22 protein-coding genes are annotated in these 25,199 nt (G+C 38.8%); all 22 read right to left on the bottom strand.

What is annotated here, in order from left to right:
• Window positions 1-16: 16 nt before the first annotated feature.
• Window positions 17-2,629, bottom strand: coding sequence for a DNA mismatch repair protein MutS (mutS, locus tag FAR12_RS03230; RefSeq protein WP_126406157.1), 2,613 nt, complete (start codon window positions 2,627-2,629; stop codon window positions 17-19).
• Between the two features lie 209 nt (window positions 2,630-2,838).
• Window positions 2,839-3,381, bottom strand: a complete 543-nt coding sequence (locus tag FAR12_RS03225) for an outer spore coat protein CotE (protein WP_126406154.1) — start codon at window positions 3,379-3,381, stop codon at window positions 2,839-2,841.
• A 151-nt stretch (window positions 3,382-3,532) separates the two neighbouring features.
• Window positions 3,533-3,721: a hypothetical protein gene (locus FAR12_RS23230; RefSeq protein WP_170972068.1), complete on the bottom strand. Its 189-nt coding sequence runs from the start codon at window positions 3,719-3,721 to the stop codon at window positions 3,533-3,535.
• 161 nt (window positions 3,722-3,882) lie between these two features.
• The gene (locus FAR12_RS03220; protein WP_126406151.1) at window positions 3,883-4,314 is read right to left on the bottom strand and encodes a YlbF/YmcA family competence regulator; all 432 of its coding nucleotides are present in this window, start codon (window positions 4,312-4,314) and stop codon (window positions 3,883-3,885) included.
• A gap of 1 nt (window position 4,315) precedes the next feature.
• Complete coding sequence (gene miaB / locus FAR12_RS03215; protein ID WP_126406148.1) at window positions 4,316-5,860, bottom strand: tRNA (N6-isopentenyl adenosine(37)-C2)-methylthiotransferase MiaB; 1,545 nt, start codon at window positions 5,858-5,860, stop codon at window positions 4,316-4,318.
• A 197-nt stretch (window positions 5,861-6,057) separates the two neighbouring features.
• Window positions 6,058-6,924 (bottom strand): 2-oxoacid:ferredoxin oxidoreductase subunit beta, encoded by an 867-nt coding sequence (locus FAR12_RS03210; protein ID WP_126406145.1) that lies wholly within the window; start codon window positions 6,922-6,924, stop codon window positions 6,058-6,060.
• A 2-nt stretch (window positions 6,925-6,926) separates the two neighbouring features.
• Window positions 6,927-8,660: a 2-oxoacid:acceptor oxidoreductase subunit alpha gene (locus FAR12_RS03205; RefSeq protein ID WP_126406140.1), complete on the bottom strand. Its 1,734-nt coding sequence runs from the start codon at window positions 8,658-8,660 to the stop codon at window positions 6,927-6,929.
• A gap of 408 nt (window positions 8,661-9,068) precedes the next feature.
• Window positions 9,069-9,329, bottom strand: coding sequence for a stage V sporulation protein SpoVS (gene spoVS, locus FAR12_RS03200; protein WP_003211281.1), 261 nt, complete (start codon window positions 9,327-9,329; stop codon window positions 9,069-9,071).
• A 190-nt stretch (window positions 9,330-9,519) separates the two neighbouring features.
• Window positions 9,520-10,317, bottom strand: coding sequence for a TIGR00282 family metallophosphoesterase (locus FAR12_RS03195; protein ID WP_126406137.1), 798 nt, complete (start codon window positions 10,315-10,317; stop codon window positions 9,520-9,522).
• Window positions 10,318-10,467: 150 nt separating this feature from the next.
• Window positions 10,468-12,030, bottom strand: a complete 1,563-nt coding sequence (rny, locus tag FAR12_RS03190; RefSeq protein WP_126406134.1) for a ribonuclease Y — start codon at window positions 12,028-12,030, stop codon at window positions 10,468-10,470.
• Window positions 12,031-12,286: 256 nt separating this feature from the next.
• Entirely contained in the window at window positions 12,287-13,327 is a 1,041-nt protein-coding gene (gene recA / locus FAR12_RS03185) for a recombinase RecA (protein WP_126406131.1), read from the bottom strand.
• A 246-nt stretch (window positions 13,328-13,573) separates the two neighbouring features.
• Window positions 13,574-14,827, bottom strand: coding sequence for a competence/damage-inducible protein A (locus FAR12_RS03180; protein WP_126406128.1), 1,254 nt, complete (start codon window positions 14,825-14,827; stop codon window positions 13,574-13,576).
• Between the two features lie 46 nt (window positions 14,828-14,873).
• Entirely contained in the window at window positions 14,874-15,452 is a 579-nt protein-coding gene (gene pgsA, locus FAR12_RS03175) for a CDP-diacylglycerol--glycerol-3-phosphate 3-phosphatidyltransferase (protein ID WP_126406125.1), read from the bottom strand.
• 63 nt (window positions 15,453-15,515) lie between these two features.
• The gene (locus tag FAR12_RS03170) at window positions 15,516-16,433 is read right to left on the bottom strand and encodes a helix-turn-helix domain-containing protein (protein WP_126406122.1); all 918 of its coding nucleotides are present in this window, start codon (window positions 16,431-16,433) and stop codon (window positions 15,516-15,518) included.
• Window positions 16,434-16,570: 137 nt separating this feature from the next.
• On the bottom strand, window positions 16,571-17,362 hold the full coding sequence (locus FAR12_RS03165) for a DUF3388 domain-containing protein (protein ID WP_126406119.1): 792 nt from the start codon (window positions 17,360-17,362) through the stop codon (window positions 16,571-16,573).
• A 271-nt stretch (window positions 17,363-17,633) separates the two neighbouring features.
• Window positions 17,634-17,894, bottom strand: a complete 261-nt coding sequence (locus FAR12_RS03160) for a DUF3243 domain-containing protein (RefSeq protein WP_126406116.1) — start codon at window positions 17,892-17,894, stop codon at window positions 17,634-17,636.
• A 70-nt stretch (window positions 17,895-17,964) separates the two neighbouring features.
• A complete protein-coding gene (gene ymfI / locus FAR12_RS03155; RefSeq protein WP_126406113.1) occupies window positions 17,965-18,687 on the bottom strand; it encodes an elongation factor P 5-aminopentanone reductase in 723 nt (240 codons plus the stop codon).
• A 187-nt stretch (window positions 18,688-18,874) separates the two neighbouring features.
• A complete protein-coding gene (gene yfmH, locus FAR12_RS03150; protein ID WP_126406110.1) occupies window positions 18,875-20,173 on the bottom strand; it encodes an EF-P 5-aminopentanol modification-associated protein YfmH in 1,299 nt (432 codons plus the stop codon).
• The gene (gene yfmF / locus FAR12_RS03145; protein WP_126406107.1) at window positions 20,173-21,453 is read right to left on the bottom strand and encodes an EF-P 5-aminopentanol modification-associated protein YfmF; all 1,281 of its coding nucleotides are present in this window, start codon (window positions 21,451-21,453) and stop codon (window positions 20,173-20,175) included. Before yfmF ends, yfmH begins: the two co-directional genes overlap by 1 nt.
• 190 nt (window positions 21,454-21,643) lie before the next feature.
• A complete protein-coding gene (locus FAR12_RS03140) occupies window positions 21,644-22,603 on the bottom strand; it encodes an ABC transporter permease (RefSeq protein WP_126406104.1) in 960 nt (319 codons plus the stop codon).
• Between the two features lies 1 nt (window position 22,604).
• Entirely contained in the window at window positions 22,605-23,663 is a 1,059-nt protein-coding gene (locus FAR12_RS03135) for an ABC transporter permease (protein WP_126406101.1), read from the bottom strand.
• Window positions 23,663-25,189 carry an ABC transporter ATP-binding protein gene (locus tag FAR12_RS03130; protein WP_126406098.1) on the bottom strand — a complete coding sequence of 509 codons (1,527 nt, stop codon included), beginning with the start codon at window positions 25,187-25,189 and terminating at the stop codon, window positions 23,663-23,665. The genes FAR12_RS03135 and FAR12_RS03130 overlap by 1 nt, the downstream gene beginning before the upstream one ends.
• Between the last annotated feature and the right edge of the window lie 10 nt (window positions 25,190-25,199).

Raw genomic sequence — 25,199 nt, 5'->3', positions numbered from 1 at the left:
ACCCTCCCTTCGCGAATTAGTTCTTCAATTTTTTATGAAGCTCATAAAGTGTATTCATCGCCTGCATTGGCGTTAGCTCTAATATATCAATTTCTTTAATTTGCTCTAATGCACGCTTTTCTTTACTAGATAGAGTCGTTTTTTCCGTAACAACCGGACGCTCATCGAAGAAAGATAACTGGGCATCCGTTGCCATAGCGACTTCTTCAACCTTTTCTACTTTTGGAGCTTGTCCATTACTCACTGCATCTTGACTTTCAAAAGCATGGAGAATCTCTTTTGCTCGTCCAATCAGACTCGCTGGCAAGTTCGCAAGCTGGGCAACATGAATTCCATAACTCTTATCTGCTGCTCCTTCTTTGATTTTATGAAGGAAGACAACCTTACCGTTTTGTTCGATTGCACTGACATGAATGTTCTTCAGTTGCTTCAATTCTTCTTCAAGTACAGTCAGCTCATGGTAATGAGTTGAAAATAATGTCTTTGCACCAATTCGATTATGGATGTACTCTATAATCGCTTGTGCAAGCGCCATTCCATCATACGTCGAAGTTCCACGACCAATTTCATCAAATAAAATTAAGCTATTTTCGGTTGCATTCTCAATTGCATTATTAGCTTCTAACATTTCAACCATGAATGTACTTTGCCCTGAAATCAAGTCGTCAGCCGCTCCAATTCTCGTAAAGACCTGGTCGAAAATTGGTAAAGTCGCCTCATTTGCTGGTACAAAACATCCGATTTGAGCTAAAATCGCCGTTAAAGCAATTTGTCTCATATACGTACTTTTACCAGACATGTTCGGTCCTGTAATGAGAAGCATTTCCCGTTCTTGGTCCATATAGCAATCATTCGGCACATACTCTTGCGCCTTCATGACTTTTTCGACAACCGGATGACGTCCATCCTTTAACAGAATGATTCGTTCATCGGAAAAGCTCGGTTTCACATAATGTCTTTCTTCACTAATCGAAGCAAAGCATTGCAGCACATCGATTTCGCTGACCGTTTTCGCTAATTGCTGTAATCTTGGGATATACCCTTTAACAAGTTCACGAATCTCTGTGAATAGCTCATATTCTAGCTCGACACTTTTTTCCTCCGCTTGTAAAATCAATGACTCTTTTTCTTTCAAGTCTGGAGTAATAAAGCGCTCGGCATTTGTTAGTGTCTGCTTGCGGTCATATTGGCCATCCTTCAGCAAGTGAAGATTGGCTTTGGTCACTTCAATATAGTAACCAAATACACGGTTATAACCGACTTTTAACGTTTTAATACCAGTTTTTTCACGTTCTTCACGTTCTAACTGGGCAATCCATGTCTTTCCGTTTCTACTTGCATCTCGGTAGCGATCAAGCTCTTCATGATAGCCATCTTGAATAATATTTCCATCCTTAATCGATAACGGAGGATTTTCCACGATTGCCCGCTCTAAAATATCGACCACTTCTTCACAAGGATCAAGTTGTTCCGCTAAACCTTTCGCCGCTTCATTGTTCAAGTCATTTATGATTGCCTTAAGGGCTGGAATTTGCATTAAAGAACGCTTTAATTGGATTAAGTCACGGGCATTGACGTTTCCAAACGCAACTCGTCCAGCTAACCGCTCTAAGTCATATACTTCAGTCAACTTTTCACGAATATCCTGACGTTCAAAGTAATGACGCATGAATGTTTCCACAAGTGACTGGCGACGTAAGATGTCTGCTTTTTGAATAAGAGGTCTGTCAATCCAATGTTTAAGAAGCCTTCCTCCCATTGCCGTCTTTGTTTCATCTAATAGCCATAAAAGAGAACCCTTTTTCCCTTTCGAACGAATCGTCTCCGTAAGCTCTAGATTTCGTTTCGAATAATAATCAATTTTCATAAATTGCTGGATTTCATAGCGCGTAACTGGCTGCAAGTGATCAAGAGTTCGTTTTTGCGTTCGATAGAGATAGTTAAACAATCTAGAAATTGTCTTTGCCAGTTTCGGCTCCTCTAATCCATGAAGCAGCATGGAAAAACTCTCATTTAAATGATCGTTGTCCTCAATTGATAGAGTTGCTCCAAAGCGCTCCTTCATTTTTCCTCGTAGGGAATCATCCAAGCTCGATGGGATAACTACTTCCTTTGCTCCAGACAGAGCTAATTCATTGAGAACAAGTTCAAAGTCACCTTCTAATATGGTCACTTGGTTTTCCCCGGTTGATAAATCACTATAGCCAAATCCATAGCTCTTTTCGTCAAAAATGCTTACTGTAGCAATATAGTTATTTTCTTTTTCATTTAGGCCGCGACCTTCCATCATCGTCCCTGGGGTAATCAATTGTACAACTTCTCGTTTTACAATCCCCTTCACCTGTTTCGGGTCCTCTGTCTGTTCACAGATCGCCACTTTATAACCTTTTTCTACAAGTCTTTCAATATATTGAGGGGCCGAATGATAAGGTACACCACACATCGGGATTCGATCCGCGGTGCCGCCTTCACGACTCGTTAATGTAATTTCTAATTCCTGTGATGCTTTTATCGCATCATCAAAAAACATTTCGTAAAAATCTCCTAGACGAAAAAATAAAAAGGCATCTTGGTAGTCTGCCTTCACCTGTAAATATTGTTGTATCATCGGCGTATATGTAGCAGCCATATAAATCCTCCAAAACTCTCATTTGTGTTGAGATAATAAGTTTTTTAAATTGATTCATTTTCACATTTAATAGAACTAGCAATTCTGTTTTATCTACTCATTCTCTCATTATAGCATAGGGCAAGAATTGGTTGTATTGTTTGAATCGATTTCCAATTTTCACGGTTACAAAAGAAAAAACTAGGAAGCATAACCTCCCTAGCTTTGTTCTACTCCTCTTCAGAGCCGACTAAGAAATCTGGATCTAAATCTTCAAATTCCTCATCGTCTACGTCAAAGTAATCGTCGTCATCGTCTTTATGCTTACCAGCATGGACTTCGACACAAATTTTTGTTTCGCCGACTACTTCTACAAGAAACTCCCTTTCAACGTGAACAATTATTTTGTTTCCGTTCGGGGAAATCACAGCCTCTATGCAGTTTGGTTGCTGTAACACTTTAGCAATTACATCGAGTTCGTCGAGACAATCTGGATCGCGGTATTTTAGCTTAATAACGTCTGTATAGTCTACTCGTTCTGTGACGACTTCGGTTTGTGTATTATCATTAAAGGAGTACCAAACATTGATATCATAGTAGCCGCAAACTTCAACTGTTTTTCCAACCTTTTTCGCCTCGTACGTATGGTTAATAATCCAGCAACCTAGAATGCTCGTTGGATAGTGCTTCGGGCTAATCGTATGATTGGATTGAGTGAATTTTCGTCCTTTCGCTACGACCGCTTTTGTGATAATCTCTCTGTATTCTCCCATTGCGAGCGAACCTCCTCATTCAGTTTCATTTCATCCTATGCGGGATATTAGACTAGTGTGCTTATCTTTTTGTTGGGCTCTTTTCTCATACATTCTTGCTATTGGAACAAAAAATCAATAAATTAATCTGTGTTTTCCATAATAATTAGTCTTAAATTAAAGAGAAAAGAGCTTGCAAACGTGTTACGATGCACCAACTGACTATTTCTACGTTAAAATCGGTCGCTGGCCAACGGCAGTAGGATTTTAACAACCATCTTAACGAGAACAGCTTCTTATTAATACCTATTGGGCACCCAATTAAGCCTTGTTCTAATCCATTTTTTTCGCGTTCAATCAAAAATTCGAATATAGAACATCCTATGCATATACCTAGAAATGGGTGAATGTAGGTGTTGATATTTTGTGTTCATTCACACCTCGGTCAAAGCTGAATTTTAGCCAAAGAGACAAAAAAATCCCCCATACCGAGATTTCGGCATAGGGGATTTTTACTATATCTTAATGGTGGTGAGAGCATTCCTTGTTCTTCATTTCTGCTCCAGTTTCTCCGCTCAACAGGTCTCCACCTGTTGAAGTGATGATTTCATCCGTCACTTTATTAGAAATTGTGGAAGCTACAAGTTGAAGAAGGTCATTGACATCACCTTGAGATTGCTTGAATTCCTGAACAACTGGAATCGCATCAAGTTCAGCTTCAATTTTTGCAATCTTATCTTCCGTTCTTTTTAAAGCTTCTGGTTTTCCGTAATGATGTAAATTAACCGCTTGCTTCTGAAGTCCTTTAATTTCATCAATTAGCTTACGTACTCGTTCATTCTCATGAATTTGTGCCTCAGCTCTTTTGAAGAAATCTACTTCTTCTGTTTCAGCAATCATAGCAGCCAATTCACGTGCACGGGATACAATTTCATCTTTATTATATTTTGCCATCTTACTTCACCTCAACTTGTTCTAATTCTTCCACCATTTCTCCGTTTAATGACCATGTTTTTGCATTCGTAATTTTCACCTTAACAACCTTACCAATGGCTGTTTTTGGGCCTACAAAGTTAACAAGCTTGTTTCTACGAGTGTATCCAGCTAAAACATCAGGGTTATTCTTACTTTCACCTTCAACTAGAACCTCAACAACTTTATCCTTGTACTTTTTCATCGCTTCAGCTGATAGTTCGTTCACAAGACTGTTAAGACGTTGAAGCCGTTCTTTCTTCACTCTCATCGGAACATTGTCTTGCATTTTAGCAGCTGGCGTACCTTCTCTTGGAGAATATATGAACGTATAAGCATGCTCGTATCCAACTTCACGATATAAAGATAAAGTTTCTTCAAACTGGTCATCTGTTTCGTTTGGATAACCTACGATTATATCAGTAGATAATGCTACATTTGGAATCGCAGCTTTAATTTTACGTACAAGCTCCAAGTATTGTTCTCTCGTATATTTACGAGCCATAATCTTTAAGACATCTGTTGATCCAGATTGTACTGGAAGATGAATGTGCTCAACAAGGTTTCCACCTTTTGCAAGTACCTCTATTAAATGGTCATCAAAGTCACGAGGATGGCTTGTTGTAAAACGAATGCGAGGGATATCAATTTTACGGATTTCATCCATTAAGTCACCAAGACCATATTTCATATCCTCAAAATCTTTCCCATACGCATTTACGTTTTGACCAAGAAGCGTAATCTCTTGATATCCTTGTGCCGCAAGCTGACGAACCTCTTGAATAATTTCTTCTGGACGGCGGCTACGTTCTTTTCCGCGTGTATAAGGAACGATACAATATGTACAGAATTTATCACATCCGTACATAATATTCACCCATGCCTTAATATTGCCACGACGAACCTTTGGTAGATTCTCGATGACATCGCCTTCTTTTGACCAAACTTCAACAACCATCTCTTTAGACATATAAGCTTCGTGAAGAATGTTTGGTAGACGATGAATATTATGAGTACCAAAAATCATATCTACTTGTGTGTACGTTTTAAGAATCTTATTGACAACAGATTCTTCCTGAGACATACAGCCACATACACCAATAAGCAAATCAGGATTTTCCGTTTTTAGATGCTTTAAGTGCCCTAGTTCACCAAACACTTTATTTTCAGCATTTTCACGAATTGCACAAGTGTTTAATAGGATGACGTTGGCATCGTCTACTGTATCAGTAGGTTCATATCCTAATGCTAGAAAAATTCCAGCCATAACTTCTGTGTCATGCTCATTCATTTGGCAACCATAAGTACGGATGTAGAATTTACGCCCCTGACCTAGTCCTCTAAATTCTTCAGAAATAGCGAAGTCATTATGGTATTTAACCTCTTCTTTACCTCTCTTTTTCGCTTCCTTTAAGGAAGGTGCCACATAAACGGTTTCAAAATACTTGCTGTAATCCTTTTCGGATTTTTTGTCCGAAGGATTAGCCGCTTTCACTTGTTGACCTTCTAAACGTTGATTTTCGTTCATGAAGAATCTCCTTTCTTACTAGGATTTACTCCAAATTTCATTTACAAATTTACTAATACACACATTATAAAAGTATAAACCCTACACCGGCCGAATACAATAGCAACCTACTTCTGACAAGGTTTTTACTATGTTCATGTAAAAAACAACCCCAAGTATGCTTGAGGTTGTTCTAATAGACTTATAAGAATGTTTCCTTACATAAACTCCGCAACTAACTTCTCGAAATGTGCTTCATCTAATTGTAAGTCTGCAGTAGCAAGTGGTGTTTCTGAGTAGCCATTAAGAAGCTCTTGGTAAGAAGGACGCTCCGTATTTTGATAGATAAGTCCTGTTACTAAACCATTGTGCTTCATTAACGTTTGCATTGCTTGCTCACGATTAGAAGAATCATAGTCTTCAATATCTGCTAGCTTTGTAAGATTTTCTTTAAACCAATCGTACGTATTCACCTTATTGTAAGTTACACAAGGACTAAATACATTGATTAAAGAGAAGCCTTTATGCTTAATTCCTGCTTCTATTAAAGCAGTTAAATCCTTCAAATCTGTAGAAAAACTCTGTGCAACAAAAGTTGCTCCAGCAGTTAGGGCCATCTCCATTGGTGAAATCGGCTGTTCTACAGAACCGGCTGGTGTGGATTTTGTTTTAAAACCAGTTGCCGATCTTGGAGATGTTTGACCTTTTGTTAAACCATAAATTTGGTTATCCATAACGATATAAGTTACATCAACATTACGACGAATCGCATGGATCGTATGACCCATACCAATCGCGAATCCATCCCCGTCACCCCCAGAAGCGATAACAGTTAAATCACGATTAGCCATTTTTACCCCTTGTGCAATAGGAAGGGAGCGTCCGTGAATACCATGGAAACCATATGAATTAATGTAACCAGAAATACGTCCAGAACATCCGATTCCAGAAACCACTGCTAATTGTTCTGGCTCTAAACCGACATTTGCTGCCGCTCTCTGAATTGCCGCTTGTACAGAGAAATCTCCGCATCCTGGGCACCAGTTCGGCTTTACATTATTTCTAAAGTCTTTAAAAGTTGCCATTTTTAGAACAGCTCCTTGCATTTTGTATAAATTTCATGTGGCAAGAATGGATTTCCGTCGTATTTCAATTGCTTCGTTACTTTTTCAGCATGTCCGACGTTCATCTTAAGAATATTCGCCAATTGTCCTGTAGCATTGTTCTCTACTACTAGTACTTTTTTAGCTGACTTCACTAATGGAAGTAGTTCATCAGTTGGGAATGGGTGGATTAAACGAATATGAGCATGGTTGATTTTTAAACCATCCTTCTCAAGGCGAGTAATCGCTTCTTCAATTGCCCCACGAGTTGAGTTAAATCCTACAATCAGAATATCCGCTTCTTCATGAGGAGCGTTTTTATAAACTGGGGTATTAAATTTAATATTCTCTATCTTACGGAAGCGTTTATCCATTTGTGCATTACGATTCAAAGCAGATTCAGATGGCTTACCTGTTTCATCATGCTCTACCCCAGTAACATGGTGTATACCATTTTTCATACCAGGAATAACACGAGGAGAAACTCCATCTTCTGTCACTTCGTAACGTTTGAAATACCCTTTATTTTCAATCTCTGGAAGTTCTTCTTGTTGAAGCTTTCCTCGACGAATTTCTACTTTACTATAATCAAGAGGTTCAACGGTTTGTTTTCCTAATGATAATTGTAAGTCTGATAGTACAATAACAGGACATTGATATTCTTCAGCTAGATTGAAAGCTTCAGCAGTATCATAAAATGCTTCCTGAACAGTACTTGGAGCCATAACGATCTTTGGAATTTCCCCGTGTGTACCATAAATCATCGCCATTAAGTCTGATTGTTCTTGTTTCGTTGGCAATCCTGTTGATGGACCACCACGTTGAGTATCAACAATTACAAGCGGCTGCTCTGTAATCCCAGATAGACCGATTGCTTCCATTTTTAACGATAGGCCAGGACCAGCAGATGCCGTTAATGCACGTACCCCTGCATAGTTTGCTCCTATCGCCATAGTAGCTGCTGCAATTTCGTCTTCTGTTTGGATTACAGCACCACCTAGTGCAGGAAGCTTTTGAATTAAATACTCCATAATTTCTGAAGCAGGAGTGATTGGATATGCAGCCATAAAGCGGCATCCTCCAGCGAGTGCACCTAGAGCGATGGCATCGTTCCCAATCATAAATAGACGCTTTTTGCCGTCTGCTTTTTCTAACTGCATAACAGCATCTGCAGAAATTTGGCTCTTCATATAATCGAAACCAGCTTTTACTGCTTCCATGTTCTTGTCAACGACTTGTTGACCCTTTTTGCCAAAAATCTCTTGTACTACTTCTCTGAAGCTATTAATATCTAAATCTAATACAGCACATGTTGCACCAACTGCGACCATGTTTTTCATTAGAGATGTTCCAAGTTCTGTAGCAAGATCCGTAAATGGAACTGCATACAATTTTGCATTCGTATCTTCTGGTTGCTTCGGGTCAAATTTCGCATCTGCGATAATAACCCCTTTATCGTGAAGTTCTTTGTAGTTCAGATCTACTGTTTCTTGGTCAAACGCAACCAAAATGTCTAAATCATCTGAGATAGACCGCACCTGTGTTGTGCTTACGCGGATTTTGTTGTTCGTATGTCCGCCTTTGATTCGTGATGAAAAGTGACGATAGCCATACAAGTAGTAGCCCATACGATTCAGAGCAATTGAAAAAATTTCCCCAGTACTTTCAATACCTTCCCCTTGTTGTCCGCCAACTTTCCAAGAAAGTTGATTGATCATGTCTTACACCCCTTCGGATACATTAAAAAATATGTAAAATCGTTATTTAATCTAGGTGAGTCCATCTCATAATGGTTTATTAAAGTTAAAAAAACGAATATTATATTGATAAAAAATTCTATCTATTCTATAAAATTCGTATTAATAACCAACATCCAACATTTTGAAATTTCCTCATGAGTAGTACAATCCCTGATCACAAACCTATGAAAAAGAAGGGTACTAAACGCTTTCAATTCTAGACCTATGTTGTAAAAATTGCAAGCCTTTCCGAGCAAATATTGACGAAAGTATGAATATTTTTTCATTTTAAATACATAATAAAAAGTTATGTATTTATTATACATGTCCCTATTTTCCGCAAGAAAAAACCTGCTTGCAGAGCAAACAGGATCATCACTTTTGCTGTTATCTAGGTTCGACAATTAGCTTAATAGCCGTTCGTTCCTCTCCATCAATCAGGATATCTGTAAAGGCTGGGATGCAGATTAAATCAACGCCGCTAGGTGCCACGAATCCTCTTGCGATTGCTACTGCCTTCACGGCTTGATTCAATGCACCCGCCCCGATCGCCTGAATTTCTGCAGCACCTCTTTCGCGCAGAACTCCGGCAAGCGCACCAGCTACAGAATTAGGATTAGATTTTGCTGAAACTTTTAATATTTCCATTCCCTAGCTCCTCCTCATTAACCCCTCCTGATGCCCTCGTATTGGACAGTCAGGTATATATGATTCCATTGCTACTATATTCCAAGCAGAAAAAACATATTCCAGCTTGGACGAAATAATGGAAAAAATGGGGTAAATATTTTCACAAGGAGGTTCGAGTTTTCACCGAGCGTATTTTGCAAAAATAAACCTATGAAAAGAACGGATGATCTTCATTTATTAAGATTCGTTCAATTTTTTTCGCTAAACCTGTTTTATCATCTAATTGAATTAAAACCGCACTTAATTGAGTACGTCCTGTTGTTGGAACCTCAAAGCGGACAGGAAGATTGGTTAAGAAACGCTTTAATACTATTTCACGGTCCATCCCTAAGATCCCATCATATGGCCCTGTCATGCCAACATCTGATATATAAGCTGTTCCGTTTGGCAAGACGCGATTATCAGCAGTTTGAACATGAGTATGAGTTCCGACCACCGCAGACACTCTTCCATCTAAATACCACCCAAGTGCCTGCTTTTCACTTGTTGCTTCTCCATGAAAATCAACGAAAATGAACGGCGTTCTCTCTTTGGCTTCTGCAATGAGCTCATCCGCCTTCAAAAATGGATCATCACTTGGTGGCAAGAATGTGCGCCCTTGTAAATTGATGACTGCGACTTCGATCTGGTTCATTTTTATATACACAATCCCTTTACCAGGATTATTCTCAGGAAAATTAGCTGGACGTACGAGATATTTGGCCTTATCAATAAACTCAAATATTTCACGGTTATCCCAAGTATGGTTTCCCATCGTTACTGCTTGTGCACCAACCTCTAAGAAGCTACGATATATTTTTTCTGTGATTCCTTTTCCACCTGCAGCGTTTTCACCATTAATAATCGTAATGTGTGGGCGGTATTTTTCTTTTAGCTTTGGAACATATTCTGTGATCATATCACGGCCCGGAGACCCTACTACATCACCAACAAACAAAATATCCATATGTTAATCCCTTTCTACTTCTCATTCTAGTAGTCCATTATAGCATAGAATGCTTATATTTTATAAAACGTGAGATGGCTTTTAGGAAAAAAGCAATTTATACAAACGAACATCCTATCAAAAAAAATAAAACGATGCATATGCACCGTTTTATTTTGCGTATTCAACTGCTCTTGTTTCACGTATCACTGTTACTTTAATATGACCTGGATAATCGAGCTCCGCTTCGATTTTCTTACGGATATCTCTTGCAAGTCGATGCGACTCTAAATCGTCAATTTGGTCTGGTTTTACGATAATTCGTACTTCACGACCAGCTTGAATTGCAAATGATTTCTCAACGCCTTCATAAGACTCAGAAATCTCTTCAAGCTTCTCTAAGCGACGAATATAATTCTCTAGTGTCTCTCTTCTTGCACCTGGTCTAGCAGCACTCAAGGCATCAGCCGCTGCTACTAAGACAGCAATGACAGAGGTTGGTTCACTATCGCCATGATGTGAAGCAATGCTATTGATGACAACTGGGTGCTCTTTATATTTCGTTGCAAGTTCAACCCCAATTTCAACATGACTTCCTTCTACTTCATGGTCAATTGCTTTACCGATATCATGAAGCAATCCTGCACGTCGTGCCAATGTCTCATCCTCACCAAGTTCTGCAGCAAGTAAGCCAGAAAGTTGAGCAACCTCAATGGAATGCTTAAGAACATTTTGACCATAGCTTGTACGGAACTTTAAGCGACCTAAAATTTTGATTAGGTCTGGATGGAGACCATGAACTCCAACCTCAAAGGTAGTTTGTTCACCAATTTCACGAATGTGTTCATCCACTTCACGACGAGCTTTATCCACCATTTCTTCAATACGTGCTGGGTGAATACGACCATCTTGAACTAGCTTCTCTAAAGCTAACCTAGCTGTTTCTCTTCTAATTGGATCAAATCCTGAAAGAATAACAGCTTCTGGTGTATCGTCGATAATAAGGTCGATACCTGTAAGAGTTTCAAGCGTACGAATATTACGGCCTTCACGACCAATGATGCGACCTTTCATTTCATCATTTGGCAAGCTTACAACAGATACAGTGGTTTCTGCCACGTGGTCTGCTGCACATCGCTGAATGGCTAGTGACAAGATTTCTTTCGCCTTCTTGTCCGCTTCTTCTTTTGCTCTATTTTCACTCTCTTTTATCATTAGAGCGACTTCATGTGATAATTCCTTATCCATGCGCTCTAGAATGATGGATCTTGCCTCATCACGAGTTAAGCCTGAGATGCGTTCTAGCTCAGTTTGCTGCCTTTTTAAAATCTCGTCCACTTTGCTTTCCATCTCTTCAATATGCTGTTGTTTTTTGTTAAGAGAATCGTCCCTCTTTTCTAATTGCGATTCACGTTTATCCAACGATTCATCTTTTCGATCCAGATTTTCCTCTTTTTGCATCAAACGATTTTCTTGTTTTTGCAATTCATTTCTTCGATCACGAACTTCACGTTCAGCTTCTGTTCGAAGCTTGTGAATTTCATCCTTTGCTTCTAGCAGAGCTTCCTTTTTAATAGAGTCTGCATCACGCTTCGCATCCTCTAAGATTTGCTCCGCCGCATCTTTAGCGCCAACAAGCTTTGCTTTAGCAACGGATTTACGAACAAAATAGCCAACAACTGCACCGACGAACAGGCCAAGCAAAATGGAGATGATTACCGGTAATAAATCCATCATTTCACCTCCTCTTGCTATGAACTTTTGTTTTTTACGTTTCTAAACTGTCGGCATGTACATTGTTCTTCATCAACATACAGCACAAAGGCTTTTTCACGTTTTAATCATCATTAAAAATTGTAAAATATACATATTAATTGTAAAGGTGTGAAATTTTATTGTCAAGTATCTGAATTGACGGCTTTTTCCAATTAAAGGGATACTAAAAATCTGTAAAAAACAGCAAAGCGATATCGCTTTGCTGCCATTTATCTTATTCCATTAGTTCCAATTCTTCTTGCCCATCATCTTCTGGTAATACTTGAACCCCATCAAGACCATAATGATCACGGATTTTTTGTTGAATTTCAAGGCGTAGCTCTGGATTTTCTTTTAAGAATAATTTAGCATTCTCGCGTCCTTGACCTATACGCTCACCGTTATATGAATACCAAGCTCCACTCTTTTGAACAATTTCTAAATCAGAACCGATATCTATAATCTCTCCTTCTTTAGAAATACCTTCACCGTACATAATATCTACTTCGGCAGTACGGAATGGAGGAGCTACTTTATTCTTCACAATTTTGATCTTAGTCTTATTACCAACCATTTCATTACCTTGCTTCAATGTCTCCGAACGACGGACTTCTACACGTACAGAGCTATAAAACTTTAATGCTCTTCCACCAGGTGTAGTTTCAGGGTTTCCGAACATAACACCAATCTTTTCACGAACTTGGTTAATGAAAATTGCAATCGTCTTTGATTTATTAATAGCACCTGAAAGCTTACGAAGAGCCTGAGACATTAAACGGGCCTGTAATCCCATGTGAGAGTCTCCCATTTCTCCTTCAATCTCCGCTTTCGGAACAAGTGCAGCTACTGAGTCAATTACTAGAATATCTACAGCACCACTACGTACTAAAGCTTCTGCGATTTCAAGCGCTTGTTCCCCAGTATCTGGCTGTGATAAAAGCAACTCATCAATATTAACACCTAATTTTGAAGCATAAACAGGATCCAAAGCATGCTCGGCATCAATAAATGCAGCTTGTCCTCCATTTGCTTGTACCTCCGCGATAGCGTGTAAAGCTACTGTTGTTTTACCTGAGCTTTCAGGTCCATAGATTTCAATAATACGTCCCTTTGGGTATCCGCCAATGCCAAGTGCAGCGTCCAATGCTAAAGAACCACTTGGTGAAACAGCTATTTGACGATCAGTTTGCTCCCCAAGCTTCATGATTGAACCTTTACCAAATTGCTTTTCTATTTGTTTTAACGCCATTTCTAAGGCTGCTTTACGATCACTCACAATAAATTCCTCCTTATTAAATAACACATATATCATTATTTAGCTTTCTTCTCAAAAACCTATCTCTACTATAACTGTTTTAAATTCGTTTGTCGAGAGAAAAATCGAACATCCATTCGATTTTTTTCAACCGAATTTAAGTGGTAAATCTTTCTTTCTAGTAAGCAAAATGATCAATTTGAACAGAATTCCTGAGCCAAATTGATTTTATTAGCCATTATCTGAAAAGAAAAATCACAGAATACATTAAATCGTATTCTGTGAATCCTTTAAACTATTTAGTAATAATGCACATCCATGCTTTACTGTTCTGACTCTAATTCCTGCTCTTGTTCCTGCAAGCTGAAGCTGGACAACTTCAGTCGGGCGACCTGCAATAGCTAAACCGACAAAAACCATGCCAACGGGTTTTCCTTCCTGTTCGGTCGGTCCAGCGACACCTGTAAAACTAATCCCGATATCAGCTTGAAGCAGCTCTCTTACATTTTCTGCGAGTTCGATAGCAGTCGCACTACTAACAGCACCCTCCGTATCTAATGTTTCCTGCTTTACATGAAGGACTCTGTTTTTTATTTCAGTAGCATAGCAGACAACGCCACCTTTAAATACGTCCCCTGCTCCAGAAATCGAAGTAATTTCCTGCTGAAACAATCCACCGGTTAGGCTCTCCGCACAAGCCAAAGTCAGTTCCCGTTTTTGTAACTCATTAAAAAGCTCCTGCATGAGAGAAGTTGAATCATAGCCATAAAAATATTGTCCGACTCGGCTAAGAATCTTCTTTTCCGTAGCCTCGATTAACTGATTGGCAAGCTCTTCTGTTTTTTCCTTAGCTGTCAATCGAAGTGTAACCTCTCCATCAGCGGCGAGTGGTGCAATCGTAGGATTTTGTTGTTCATCGATTAGATCTTCTATTTCGGTTTCTAATAGTGATTCACCGATACCGAAGAATCGGAGGACACGAGAAACGATTTTATCCTGCGGTTGAAGAAGATTTAAGATCGCTGTCTCCCCATAGGCCGTATACATCGGCTGCATTTCTTTTGGTGGTCCAGGCAGGAGCATATAAGTACGTTCTTTCACTTCTAAAACCATCCCTGGAGCCATTCCGTGATCGTTTGGAAGAACCTGAGAACCTTCAAGGACAAGGGCTTGCTTGCGATTATTTTCCGTCATTACTCTTTTTGTCGTGACAAAAAACTGCTCTATTGACTTTAAAGCATCCTCATCATGAATAAGACCTCTGCCTAAATGAGAAGCGATTGTCTCTTTCGTTAAGTCATCTTTCGTAGGGCCGAGCCCACCGGTAAAAATAATCATGTTCGCACGACTCTCCGCTACCTCTATTGCCTGTTTTAGCCGACCCGAATTGTCACCGACAACCGTATGATAAAATACGTTCACTCCAATATTAGCAAGCTGCTTTGATAGAAATTGAGCATTCGTATTGGCAATTTGTCCAAGTAAAAGCTCTGAACCAACTGCAATAATTTCCGCATTCATCAAAAGACCCCTCATCTGAGAATTTATAAAGAACTACCTTACTATCTTATTTTGAGTTAATGAAGACATGCTTGTTTTTATTGAAGTAATCCCAACCAGACCAAATTGTGAAAACCATAGCAACCCAAAGCGCAATTAGATCAAATGGTAGTCCAATCATTTCAAAAATTGTATTATGTAAAAGCAAAGCTGAGATCGCAACAATTTGTGCCCACGTTTTAATTTTCCCTAGCATATTTGCAGCAACGATTTCTCCTTCACCTGCTAAAATCGCGCGAAGACCAGTCACAGCAAATTCACGACTAATAATAAGGATGACAATCCAAGAAGCAGCCATACCCAATTGAACAAGAACAATTAACGCAGCAGACACGAGCAGTTTATCAGCCAGTGGGTCCAAAAACTTCCCTAGATTGGTAACCATGTTGTATTTGCGAGCATAATAGCCGTCAACCCAGTCTGTTGTAGAAGCAAAGATAAAAATTAGTGCTCCAACAAAATGAGTGATAGGCATGTCAGCCCCTAAAAATCTCATATCTCCCCATGAAAAAGGTACAAGCATCACAAGTAGAAAAATAGGTATAAGTAGGATTCTTGATATCGTTATTTTATTTGGTAAATTCATTTTTGACCCTCCATAGTCTATAGGTGTAAATAGAAAGCAGAAAAATAGTCACCGAATCGATGACTATTGTGCTACTTTGGTGTAACGAATCGTAATATTTTGAGTAACATAGTCAGCAGGTGCCGATGCATACTCCACTTTTACGTCATTTACATAGATTTCCGTATTGACGGCATTCCCAATTTTAAGTACCGCTTCGGTTTCATTCGTATAATCTACTAAATAGCTTTCCTCAGCGCTTCCTCTTTTCAGCATTCCTTGGAATAGGGATTTGCCATTACCGTTTTTCATACTAACCCAAGTTTCACCTGTTGAAACAAGCTTAACTTCAAATTTCTCCGCATTCTTGAGTTCAAATACAGTATTTTTCCCTTGAGCTTCTACTACAGCAATCTCTTGAGCTGGAATTTCTGGCTCTTCTTCAGTAGTACCATCAGTACCAGTCTCGTCTCCTGTAGCTTCCTCTTCTACTTCTTCATCATCAGCAGGCTTTTCTTCCTCTACATCATCTTTTGCCAAATTCTCTTTTTGTTCAAAAGATGTTCCTGCATTATTGTTATCTACCGGAGAGTTAGATTCATTGTCAGTATTCTTTGAATAAAAATACCATATCACAGCTAATGCACCAATCACAAAAGCAATAACTAATACCTTCGGGAGAATATCAAAAAACTTCGAACTACTTCCTGAAATATTCTTTCGCGTCTGCACACGAGAGATTTTTTCCGGAAGGTCGTCATTAAAGGTATTCGGTATCTCAGACTTAAACTCTTCAAATAATTCATCTGGATCTAAGTCAACGGCTTCTGCATAATGCTTAATAAATGCGCGGACATAAAAAGGCCCTGGCATCATGTTATAGTTACCGTCTTCAATCCCCTGTAGATATCTTTTTTGAATTTTGGTTGCCGTTTGTAATTCATCTAAGCTCATGCCTTTCTCAAGACGAGCTTCCTTTAATCGATTTCCTATTTCAGTCAATTTGTAACACCTTCCAACTGCGTAACTTTACTAAACGCTATTTTGTATATGTATAAGCAACAATAATGGCCTTATATGTTTCAAAAGATTGCTTGATTCCTTCTATAAAAGCAACAAGGTTTGATAAAAGAGTCTAATTAGAAATCAAATCCGCCAAAATCAGAATCCGAAAACATGCTGTTCTTTTCCACAATTTCATATGTGATTTCCTGTTCAGGATTGTCCCGAAGCTCAATGATATAGTCAAAGTCCTCCAGCGTATATTCTGTATTTTGCACAAAAATATCTGGATGCTCGACAACCTTAACTGCTGGCAAGCGCATAATTTCCCTTACTAACTGCCAATGGCGTTCATTAGCTCTTCTAGTAGAGACAATGCCATCGATAATGAACAGATTATCCTCGTTGTACTCGTCCTCTATTAATTTATTGCGAATCGTTTGTTTTAATAAAGTGGAAGATACGAACAACCATCGTTTATTTGCACAAACACTGGCTGCAACGACGGATTCTGTTTTCCCAACTCGAGGCATCCCTCTTATACCAATCAGCTTATGGCCTTCTTTCTTATATAATTCTGCCATAAAATCTACTAATAAGCCAAGTTCGTCGCGCACAAATCTGAAAGTCTTTTTATCGTCAGCATCTCTTTGTATGTATCGGCCGTGACGAACTGCTAATCGATCCCTTAACTTCGGCTCGCGCAGCTTGATCACTTTTATTGTATCCATTGTATTTAAAATAGACTCAAGTCGAACGATTTGATCATAGTTTTCCGCTAAAATTAATAACCCTCGTCGACCTTCATCAACTCCATTAATCGTCACAATATTGATAGATAACATCCCTAATAATGAAGAAATGTCACCAAGGAGTCCTGGACGGTTCTTTTGTATTTCATATTCTAAGTACCATTCTTTCTTCTCCATGGAAAACCTCCTTAGAAGTGAAATAGGAGAGTCTTTGCCAACAGAACACGAAAATAACTTATAGCTCCAGTATATGGCATTCTCCATTTTTTCCTCTTTTTCGACAAAATCACCAAAAAAAAGCAAATTCATCTAGCTTCTATAATAAAGGATTTTCTATGAATAGGGAAGGAAAAATCAAAAGATAAGTCTACAATCCTAAATACTGTTCTATAGAAATTAAAAACGTGTAAAAAAGAGAGGCGCTGCCTCTCTTTCAAGTTTGTATATCCTATTTTTGTGATCCGTTGTTTTGTACTAATTTCACCATTACATTCGCGATTGCATGTTGCTCTTCTGGACTAGCAACAGACCATAGATCAGCTAAAGTTCTTTCCTGCTCGTTTTTCGGATCGACTTGTTTTGCCAAGTAATCCCCTACTTGATAAGCAACGTCACTAATGACCTGTTGATTTATTCCTTGGTTCTCAGCTTGATTTAAGCGATCTCCTAAAAAGTCTTTCCACTGGTTCCAGTTATCAAGTACAGACATGAAATAACCTCCTTAATTGTATTACAAGGTTATTTTGCATAACGGTTTATAAAATTATTCATCAAGATTTTTATGTATACCAACCGCCATTGACTGGAATGATTTGTCCCGTAATATAAGCAGCTTTTTCCGAAAGCAAAAACGAAACAACATCTGCAACGTTTTCTGGTTTACCCAATTTCCCCATCGGGATTTCTTCTGAAATACTTTCAAGGTCTTCTTCCGTAAAGGATGCCATCATAGGCGTTTCGATTGCTCCTGGAGCTACAGCATTTACCCGAATCCCATTTAAGGCAACCTCTTTGCTTAAAGCTTTCACGAAAGAAAGTTGAGCCCCTTTTACCGTCGAATACGCAACCTCACAAGCTGCTCCGGTTTGACCCCAAATCGAGGAAATGACAACGACATTGCCACTCTTTTTCGATAATAACTTTGGAAGTAGTTCCTTCGTGAGTAACAAAGGACTCGTTACATGTGTGGTGATTAGCTTCTCCGCTTCTTCCTGCGGCAAATCTACGAGTAAGCCGTAATGCCCCATGCCACTATTATGAATAATCGCATCGATGGAAAATATATTCCTTACTATCTGCATATAGCCATCTGAGGTTGATAAATCTGCTTGGATCGGAATAAAATCGCCTTCATATTGAGAAAGCTCCTCCATTAGATTGCTCATTGCTTCCTTATTTTGATGATAGTGTAAATAGAGGGAATATCCTTCTTCTGCTAGCTTTAATGAAATGGCTCTCCCTATTCCCCCACTCGCTCCAGTTACTAATGCATATTTTTTCATGATCCAACTCCCATTAGAAAAAGCGTCACTTAGGACGCTTCCAGGCTATTGACAAACGCTCGCTTTCTTCGTTGCTTCGCCTTGTCCGGATGCTCATTACCTACTATGGTAACTCCGCTCCTCCCAAGCCTTCGCGCCTTGAAAGACAAACGTTTTCAATCAGCCTGGTTATAATTACATTTATATATTATGAAGCTTCTTTTTTCTTCGGTATTACCTGACATACAGAAAAACGTTCTTCTGAAATAAATTCTTGCGCTACCTTTTTAACATCGCCAATGGTGATTTTCTCAAGCATCGGAACAACATCAAAAAGGTCCATTTCATTAAAAGCATATCGTGTAAATTGATTCGCGATAAACTCAGGTGAATTGACAGCTCGAAGAAATCCACCAATTTTCTTCTTCTTGGTGCGCTCTAAGCTTTCTTCTGTAAGCCCCTGCTCTTTTCCTTCAAAGAGCATTCCCTTTAAAGTCTCTACGAGTTTTTCAGGGTCACTCGTATCGCCACCAATCATCGCAAAGCCAAACCCTTTTTCCTGTGTATAATCATAGGAAAACGTATCATCGATTAAGCCTTCATTGTACAATTTATCATAATTAGCAGTACTTTTCCCAAATAACATATCGAGGAGGATATTTGTTGATAATTCATTTTTTAGCATTTCTTCTCCACTTTGCTCAACATGTAGCGCCTTAATTCCAAGTAAGCATTTAGAAGTTTGCACATTCATTTGCAGCACTTTTTTAGCTTCGTTTGCTTCGGGAATTTCTTGTTCAAACTGGCGCTGAACCTCAGGCTGGTCCTTAAATGGCTTCTTCGCTTGATTATCCTTTATTTGCTTCATAATCTGTTCAACATCGACTGGCCCAACAACAAATAGAAGCATATTACTTGGATGATAAAAAGTGTTGTAGCACTCATAAAGCATATCTTTCGTAATATGAGAAATCGATTCAACTGTGCCAGCGATATCAATTTTAACCGGATGATTTTTGTATAGATTCTCAATTAATCCGAAGTACAGTCTCCAATCAGGATTATCGTCATACATTGTAATTTCTTGACCGATAATTCCCTTTTCTTTTTCTACCGTTTTTTCCGTGAAATACGGCTCCTGAACAAAATCCATTAACGTCTCAAGATTTAATTCCACATCTGATGTACTTGAAAATAAATAGGCTGTTCTTGTAAAGGAAGTAAAGGCGTTGGCAGACGCTCCTTGTCTGCTAAATTGCTGAAACACATCGCCATCCTCTTTTTCAAATAGCTTATGCTCTAAGAAATGGGCAATTCCATCGGGTACCTTCACAAATTCATCCTTGCCAAGAGGGACGAAATGGTTATCAACTGAACCGTATTTTGTTGTAAAAGTAGCATAGGTTTTGTTAAATCCTTTTTTCGGTAAAATGTATACATCTAATCCGTTCGATAATTTTTCATAATAAAGCTCTTCCTGCAATTGTTCAAAAGTAATTTTCTCCATTACTCGGCCACCTCCTGCCCTGTTAAAAAGTAAATGGTATCTAATTGAATTTTCTCCGCAACTTTTACAATCTCTTCTTTCGTCGCTTTATCCATCTGCTCAATCCAATAATCCAGTGTAATATCTTGATGTGAAACGACGTTGTGGTACAGAACCTCGACAATTCCTCTGGCAGTATCAATCGTTTCTAACAATTGATTTTTTATTACCGCTTTCGTTTGTGTAAGCTCCTGCTCGGTGAAGTCTCCGTTTTTCATCGCTGTCATTTGCTCTTCGATAATGGAAACCGCTTGATCATAGTTTTTGTGATCAATACCGGACATAACCATCATTAATCCTTTATGGCTTTCAAGGCGACTTGCTGCATAATATGCGAGGCTTGCTTTTTCACGAACATTGATGAAAAGCTTCGAATGAGAAAATCCGCCATATATGCCATTTAGTACTTGAAGGGCATAGTAATCCTCATCACCATAGACTACATTTGTTCTAAAACCGATATTGAGTTTCCCTTGTTTGACATCCTGAACTTCATTGATTTTTTTGACTTCTCTTTGGTTGGTGTCTTTCTCCATGTCAATGGCTATTGGTTGTCGATGCGCGAATTGAAGTCTGTCATTTGCTATTGATGTAATTTCATCTTCTGAAACATCCCCTACAATGTAGAAATCTAATTCATCTTCTGCAAAAGCCTTCTCATAGTAGGAAAATAAGCTTTCAGGAGTGATTGCATCAACCACGTCCATTTCACCATGAACATGAAGAGCGTATTTTTCCCCTTTGCACATTTCCTCCACTAGTCGAGAATTCGAGTACTTCATTTTATCATCATAAACAGACTGTATTCTTTGCTTTAATGTACGCTTTTCTTTTTCGATCGTTTCCTTGTCAAAAGCCTTATTCGTTACATTTGGGTTGGTTAAAACTTCTGAAAGAAATTCGAACGCTTTTTTTAGTAATGGAGTATGATCGGACAGGAACTTTTCATTAGCAATCTCAAGAGCAAAGCTAATAACATGATATTCACCCTTTTTTGACAAATCCACATAAAAGCTAGCTCCATATAATTCATCTAGGTACGTTCTTAGTTCGGTTGAGGTAGGATAGGCTTTTGAATTACTTTGTAAAACATAGGGAAGCAAGGCCCTTAATGTGACATCCTCTTTATTCAAAGGGGCCTTCATTTTCCAGACTAAAGTGTTCGTCTTGAATTTCTCGGTTTTGACGATATGAAGCTTGTAGCCCTGCATTTCCTTAACTGTTTCTGATATCACTGCCATTTAGTCATCCTCCTTAGCATCTTATTATATGTATATCTCTTTCTGGTCTTTAATATCATACCCATTAACAGTTCTTTCATTGAACATCACAATTGGATATTTCTACTATACCCTTCATGTATTTTCCATTTCAAGTTCCGACGTTTAAAAATAAAAACCCGACAATAATGTCGGGTTCTCGATGTGCTCTTTACCTAGTACCTTTAATATACGGAACACCTGAAGCTTTCGGAGCTTCTGCACGTCCAACAAAGCCAGTAAGAGCTAATATTGTTAAAATGTAAGGAGCCATTATTAAGAATACAGACGGAATATCTTGTAGGAATGGAATTTGCGCACCTGTGATTCCTAATGATTGTGCAAACCCAAAGAATAGCGCCGCTGCCATTGCTCCAACTGGATGCCATTTTCCGAAGATCATCGCTGCAATTGCTAAGAATCCTTGTCCTGCAATTGTATGTCCTGTAAAGTTTCCTGAAATCGAAAGTGCGTATACGGCACCACCAACACCAGCGAAAACACCTGATAAAATAACGGCAATATATCGTGTACGGTTTACATTGATCCCCATTGTATCAGCTGCAGCTGGATGTTCTCCAACTGATCTTAGGCGCAAACCAAATGGTGTTTTATAAATGATGTACCAAACTACGAACGCCATCGCAATTGCGATATAAGAAGTATAAGGAATTCCGGAAAAGAAAATATCTCCAATAACAGGGATATCTGAAAGAACCGGGAAATCTACCTTATCAATTCGGAAATCCACAAAATCTGTTTGCCCTTTATTGAAAATCTTTTTGATTAAAAATAAAGTTAAACCAACTGCTAACATATTGATGGCTACTCCCGTAACTGTTTGGTCAGCTCTTAAGGAAATAACAGCTACACCATAGATAAGAGAGAAAATCCCAGAAGCGATAGCTGCAATCAAAATTGCTAGCCATGGTGTAATTTCACCCATATTTCCTTCAAGTAACAAAGTTGTCAAAACACCAGAGAATGCTCCAAATACCATTAAACCTTCTACTCCAAGTCCAATGACACCAGACTTCTCACTAAAGACCGCTCCTAAAGCTGTAAAAATTAGAGGGGCAGCTGTATAGAGTGCAGCTGGAATAATAATCGATAAAATGTCAAGAAAACTCATCTTACTTCCCCTCCTTGCTGAAACGTGTAAGAATGTAACGAATTAAATAACTAGCTGCTACAAAGAAAATAATTAATGCGATGATTACGTCAACCAACTCTTGTGGAACATTGGCATTAAAGTTCATTTGTGGAGCAGCAGTTGTTAGTCCACCGAATAAAAGGGCCGCTAAAATAATTCCAAATGGATTGTTAGAACCCAATAACGCAACAGCAATACCATCAAAACCTGTTCCTGTGAACGCAGACATTACTGTCATATTTTGAAACGTTCCTAAAGCATCCATAGAACCAGCAATCCCTGCAAACGCTCCAGAGATCGTCATTGAAAGGACGATATTCTTCTGAACATTCATTCCAGCGTACATGGAAGCATGTTGATTATATCCAACTGCTTTTAACTCGTAACCTGTAGTAGTCTTTTCTAAAATAAACCACATAATGATAGCTACTAAAATGGCTACTACGATCCCCCAGTGCAGTCGAGAACCCTCGGTCATGTCTGCAAGGAATGTAGAAGCTAAAGAAGCTGACTCTTTAATTGGGAATGACTTTTCATTACCAGCATACAAATAACGTTTAATGATATCTGCAGTTGAATAAAGAGCTATATAGTTCAACATAATGGTCACAATAACTTCATGAACTTTAAATCTTGCCTTCAGGAAGCCTGGGATCATCCCCCAAATTCCTCCCGCAATGGCAGCCGCTAAAATGGACACAGGCACATGTATGATTGCAGGTAAATCAAGAGTGTATCCCACATAGACAGCCGCTAACCAGCCGACTAATAATTGGCCTTCTACCCCAATATTAAAAAGTCCTGTTTTAAAAGCAAATCCTACCGCTAAACCAGCCAAAATAAGTGGTGAAGCTGCGCGAATCATTTCACCAATTGATTTAGGGCTTCCAAACATTCCATTGAAAAGCGCCTCATAGCCACTAACTGGATCATAACCAGATATCAGCATAATAATAGCTCCAACTAGTATCCCAAGAAGGATAGAGAAGAGCGGAACAACGATATTAAATAATCTTTGATTTTTCAACAGCTTTTGCATTATGAAACACCTACACTTTCTTTCTTACCACCAGCCATGAGTAACCCTAGTTCTTGTTCTGATGTTTCTTTAGGGTCAACAATTGCGACGATTTTGCCTTCATAAATAACGGCAATTCTGTCACTTAAGTTCATAACTTCATCAAGCTCAAATGATACAAGTAGTACAGCTCTTCCTTTATCCCGTTCTTCTACTAACTTCGAATGGATAAACTCAATCGCTCCTACATCCAATCCACGAGTCGGCTGGGAAGCAATTAAAAGGCTCGGACTACGGTCCACTTCTCTAGCTATAATCCCTTTTTGCTGATTACCACCAGATAGAGCTCTCGCTGGTGTAAACTCAGAAGGCGTTCTCACATCGTATTCTTCAATGAGGCTTTTAGCCTTCTCATAAATCTTATTGTAACTTAAGACTCCAGAATTCGAGTATGGCTTTTGATAGTAGGTCTGTAACACCATATTTTCTCCAATGGTATAATCAAGAACTAGTCCATGCTTATGACGGTCTTCAGGGATATGACCTACCCCAGTCTCCGTAATTTTACGTGATGATAGATGAGCAGTCTCTTTGCCGTTAATCTTTACACTTCCTGACTTAATCTTCCTAAGTCCAGTGATTCCTTCGATTAGTTCGGTTTGACCGTTTCCATCAACACCAGCGATTCCTAGAATTTCTCCAGCTTTTACTTCTAAATTAAGTCCTTCTACTACAGGAATATTTCTTGAATCAATGACTACTAAATCTTTCACTTCCAACACTACGTCAGTAGGCTGTGCTTCTTTTTTATCAACTTTAAAGTGAACTTCGCGGCCAACCATTAAAGCAGCAAGTTGGTCGGGGTCTGTTTCTGAAACTTCAACAGTCCCAATTCCTTTTCCTTTACGAATAACTGTACAGCGATCACAAACTTCCATAATTTCTTTAAGCTTGTGGGTAATTAAGATAATCGATTTTCCTTCTGCCACTAACTTACCCATGATTTGAATAAGTTCTTTAATCTCCTGAGGAGTAAGAACGGCTGTTGGCTCATCGAAGATTAAAATCTCTGCACCACGGTATAACGTTTTCAAGATTTCAACACGTTGCTGCATCCCTACTGAAATATCTTCAATTTTTGCATAAGGATCAACAGATAAACCATATCTCTTTGAAAGCTCTTCTACTTTTTTAGCGGCATCTTTAATATTAATCTTTCCGCCTTTTGTAGGCTCGCTCCCTAAGATAATGTTTTCAGTTACAGTGAAATTATGGACAAGCATGAAATGTTGATGCACCATTCCAATTCCCAAACGGTTTGCCACATTCGGATCCGTAATTTTAACCGGCTGTCCATTTACCTTGATTTCCCCTTTTTCTGGTTGGTATAACCCAAAAAGAACATTCATCAAGGTTGATTTTCCTGCACCATTCTCCCCAAGCAACGCATGAATTTCCCCTTTTTTCACTTGCAACGTAATGTTATCGTTTGCAACAATTCCAGGGAATTCCTTGCGAATGTTGTTCATTTCGATTACATATTCCACTTAAAAATCA

The organism is Bacillus yapensis, assembly GCF_005280205.1.
Classification (GTDB): domain Bacteria; phylum Bacillota; class Bacilli; order Bacillales; family Cytobacillaceae; genus Robertmurraya; species Robertmurraya yapensis.
The sequence above is the reverse complement of the archived record's forward strand: the minus strand, read 5'-3'. Positions and strand labels throughout refer to the sequence as shown.

What these genes read in the sequence shown, in the direction of transcription:
- FAR12_RS03180 (WP_126406128.1), bottom strand. Translation starts at nt 14,827, where the DNA reads ATGAATGCGGAAATTATTGCAGTTGGTTCAGAGCTTTTACTTGGACAA.
- mutS (WP_126406157.1), bottom strand. Translation starts at nt 2,629, where the DNA reads ATGGCTGCTACATATACGCCGATGATACAACAATATTTACAGGTGAAG.
- FAR12_RS03165 (WP_126406119.1), bottom strand. Translation starts at nt 17,362, where the DNA reads ATGGAGAAGAAAGAATGGTACTTAGAATATGAAATACAAAAGAACCGT.
- rny (WP_126406134.1), bottom strand. Translation starts at nt 12,030, where the DNA reads ATGGATTTATTACCGGTAATCATCTCCATTTTGCTTGGCCTGTTCGTC.
- FAR12_RS03140 (WP_126406104.1), bottom strand. Translation starts at nt 22,603, where the DNA reads ATGAGTTTTCTTGACATTTTATCGATTATTATTCCAGCTGCACTCTAT.
- FAR12_RS03220 (WP_126406151.1), bottom strand. Translation starts at nt 4,314, where the DNA reads ATGGCAAAATATAATAAAGATGAAATTGTATCCCGTGCACGTGAATTG.
- yfmF (WP_126406107.1), bottom strand. Translation starts at nt 21,453, where the DNA reads ATGGCAGTGATATCAGAAACAGTTAAGGAAATGCAGGGCTACAAGCTT.
- spoVS (WP_003211281.1), bottom strand. Translation starts at nt 9,329, where the DNA reads ATGGAAATATTAAAAGTTTCAGCAAAATCTAATCCTAATTCTGTAGCT.
- FAR12_RS03135 (WP_126406101.1), bottom strand. Translation starts at nt 23,663, where the DNA reads ATGCAAAAGCTGTTGAAAAATCAAAGATTATTTAATATCGTTGTTCCG.
- FAR12_RS03160 (WP_126406116.1), bottom strand. Translation starts at nt 17,894, where the DNA reads ATGTCTGTACTTGATAACTGGAACCAGTGGAAAGACTTTTTAGGAGAT.
- yfmH (WP_126406110.1), bottom strand. Translation starts at nt 20,173, where the DNA reads ATGGAGAAAATTACTTTTGAACAATTGCAGGAAGAGCTTTATTATGAA.
- FAR12_RS03225 (WP_126406154.1), bottom strand. Translation starts at nt 3,381, where the DNA reads ATGGGAGAATACAGAGAGATTATCACAAAAGCGGTCGTAGCGAAAGGA.
- FAR12_RS03205 (WP_126406140.1), bottom strand. Translation starts at nt 8,660, where the DNA reads ATGATCAATCAACTTTCTTGGAAAGTTGGCGGACAACAAGGGGAAGGT.
- miaB (WP_126406148.1), bottom strand. Translation starts at nt 5,860, where the DNA reads ATGAACGAAAATCAACGTTTAGAAGGTCAACAAGTGAAAGCGGCTAAT.
- ymfI (WP_126406113.1), bottom strand. Translation starts at nt 18,687, where the DNA reads ATGAAAAAATATGCATTAGTAACTGGAGCGAGTGGGGGAATAGGGAGA.
- pgsA (WP_126406125.1), bottom strand. Translation starts at nt 15,452, where the DNA reads ATGAATTTACCAAATAAAATAACGATATCAAGAATCCTACTTATACCT.
- FAR12_RS03195 (WP_126406137.1), bottom strand. Translation starts at nt 10,317, where the DNA reads ATGGATATTTTGTTTGTTGGTGATGTAGTAGGGTCTCCGGGCCGTGAT.
- FAR12_RS03210 (WP_126406145.1), bottom strand. Translation starts at nt 6,924, where the DNA reads ATGGCAACTTTTAAAGACTTTAGAAATAATGTAAAGCCGAACTGGTGC.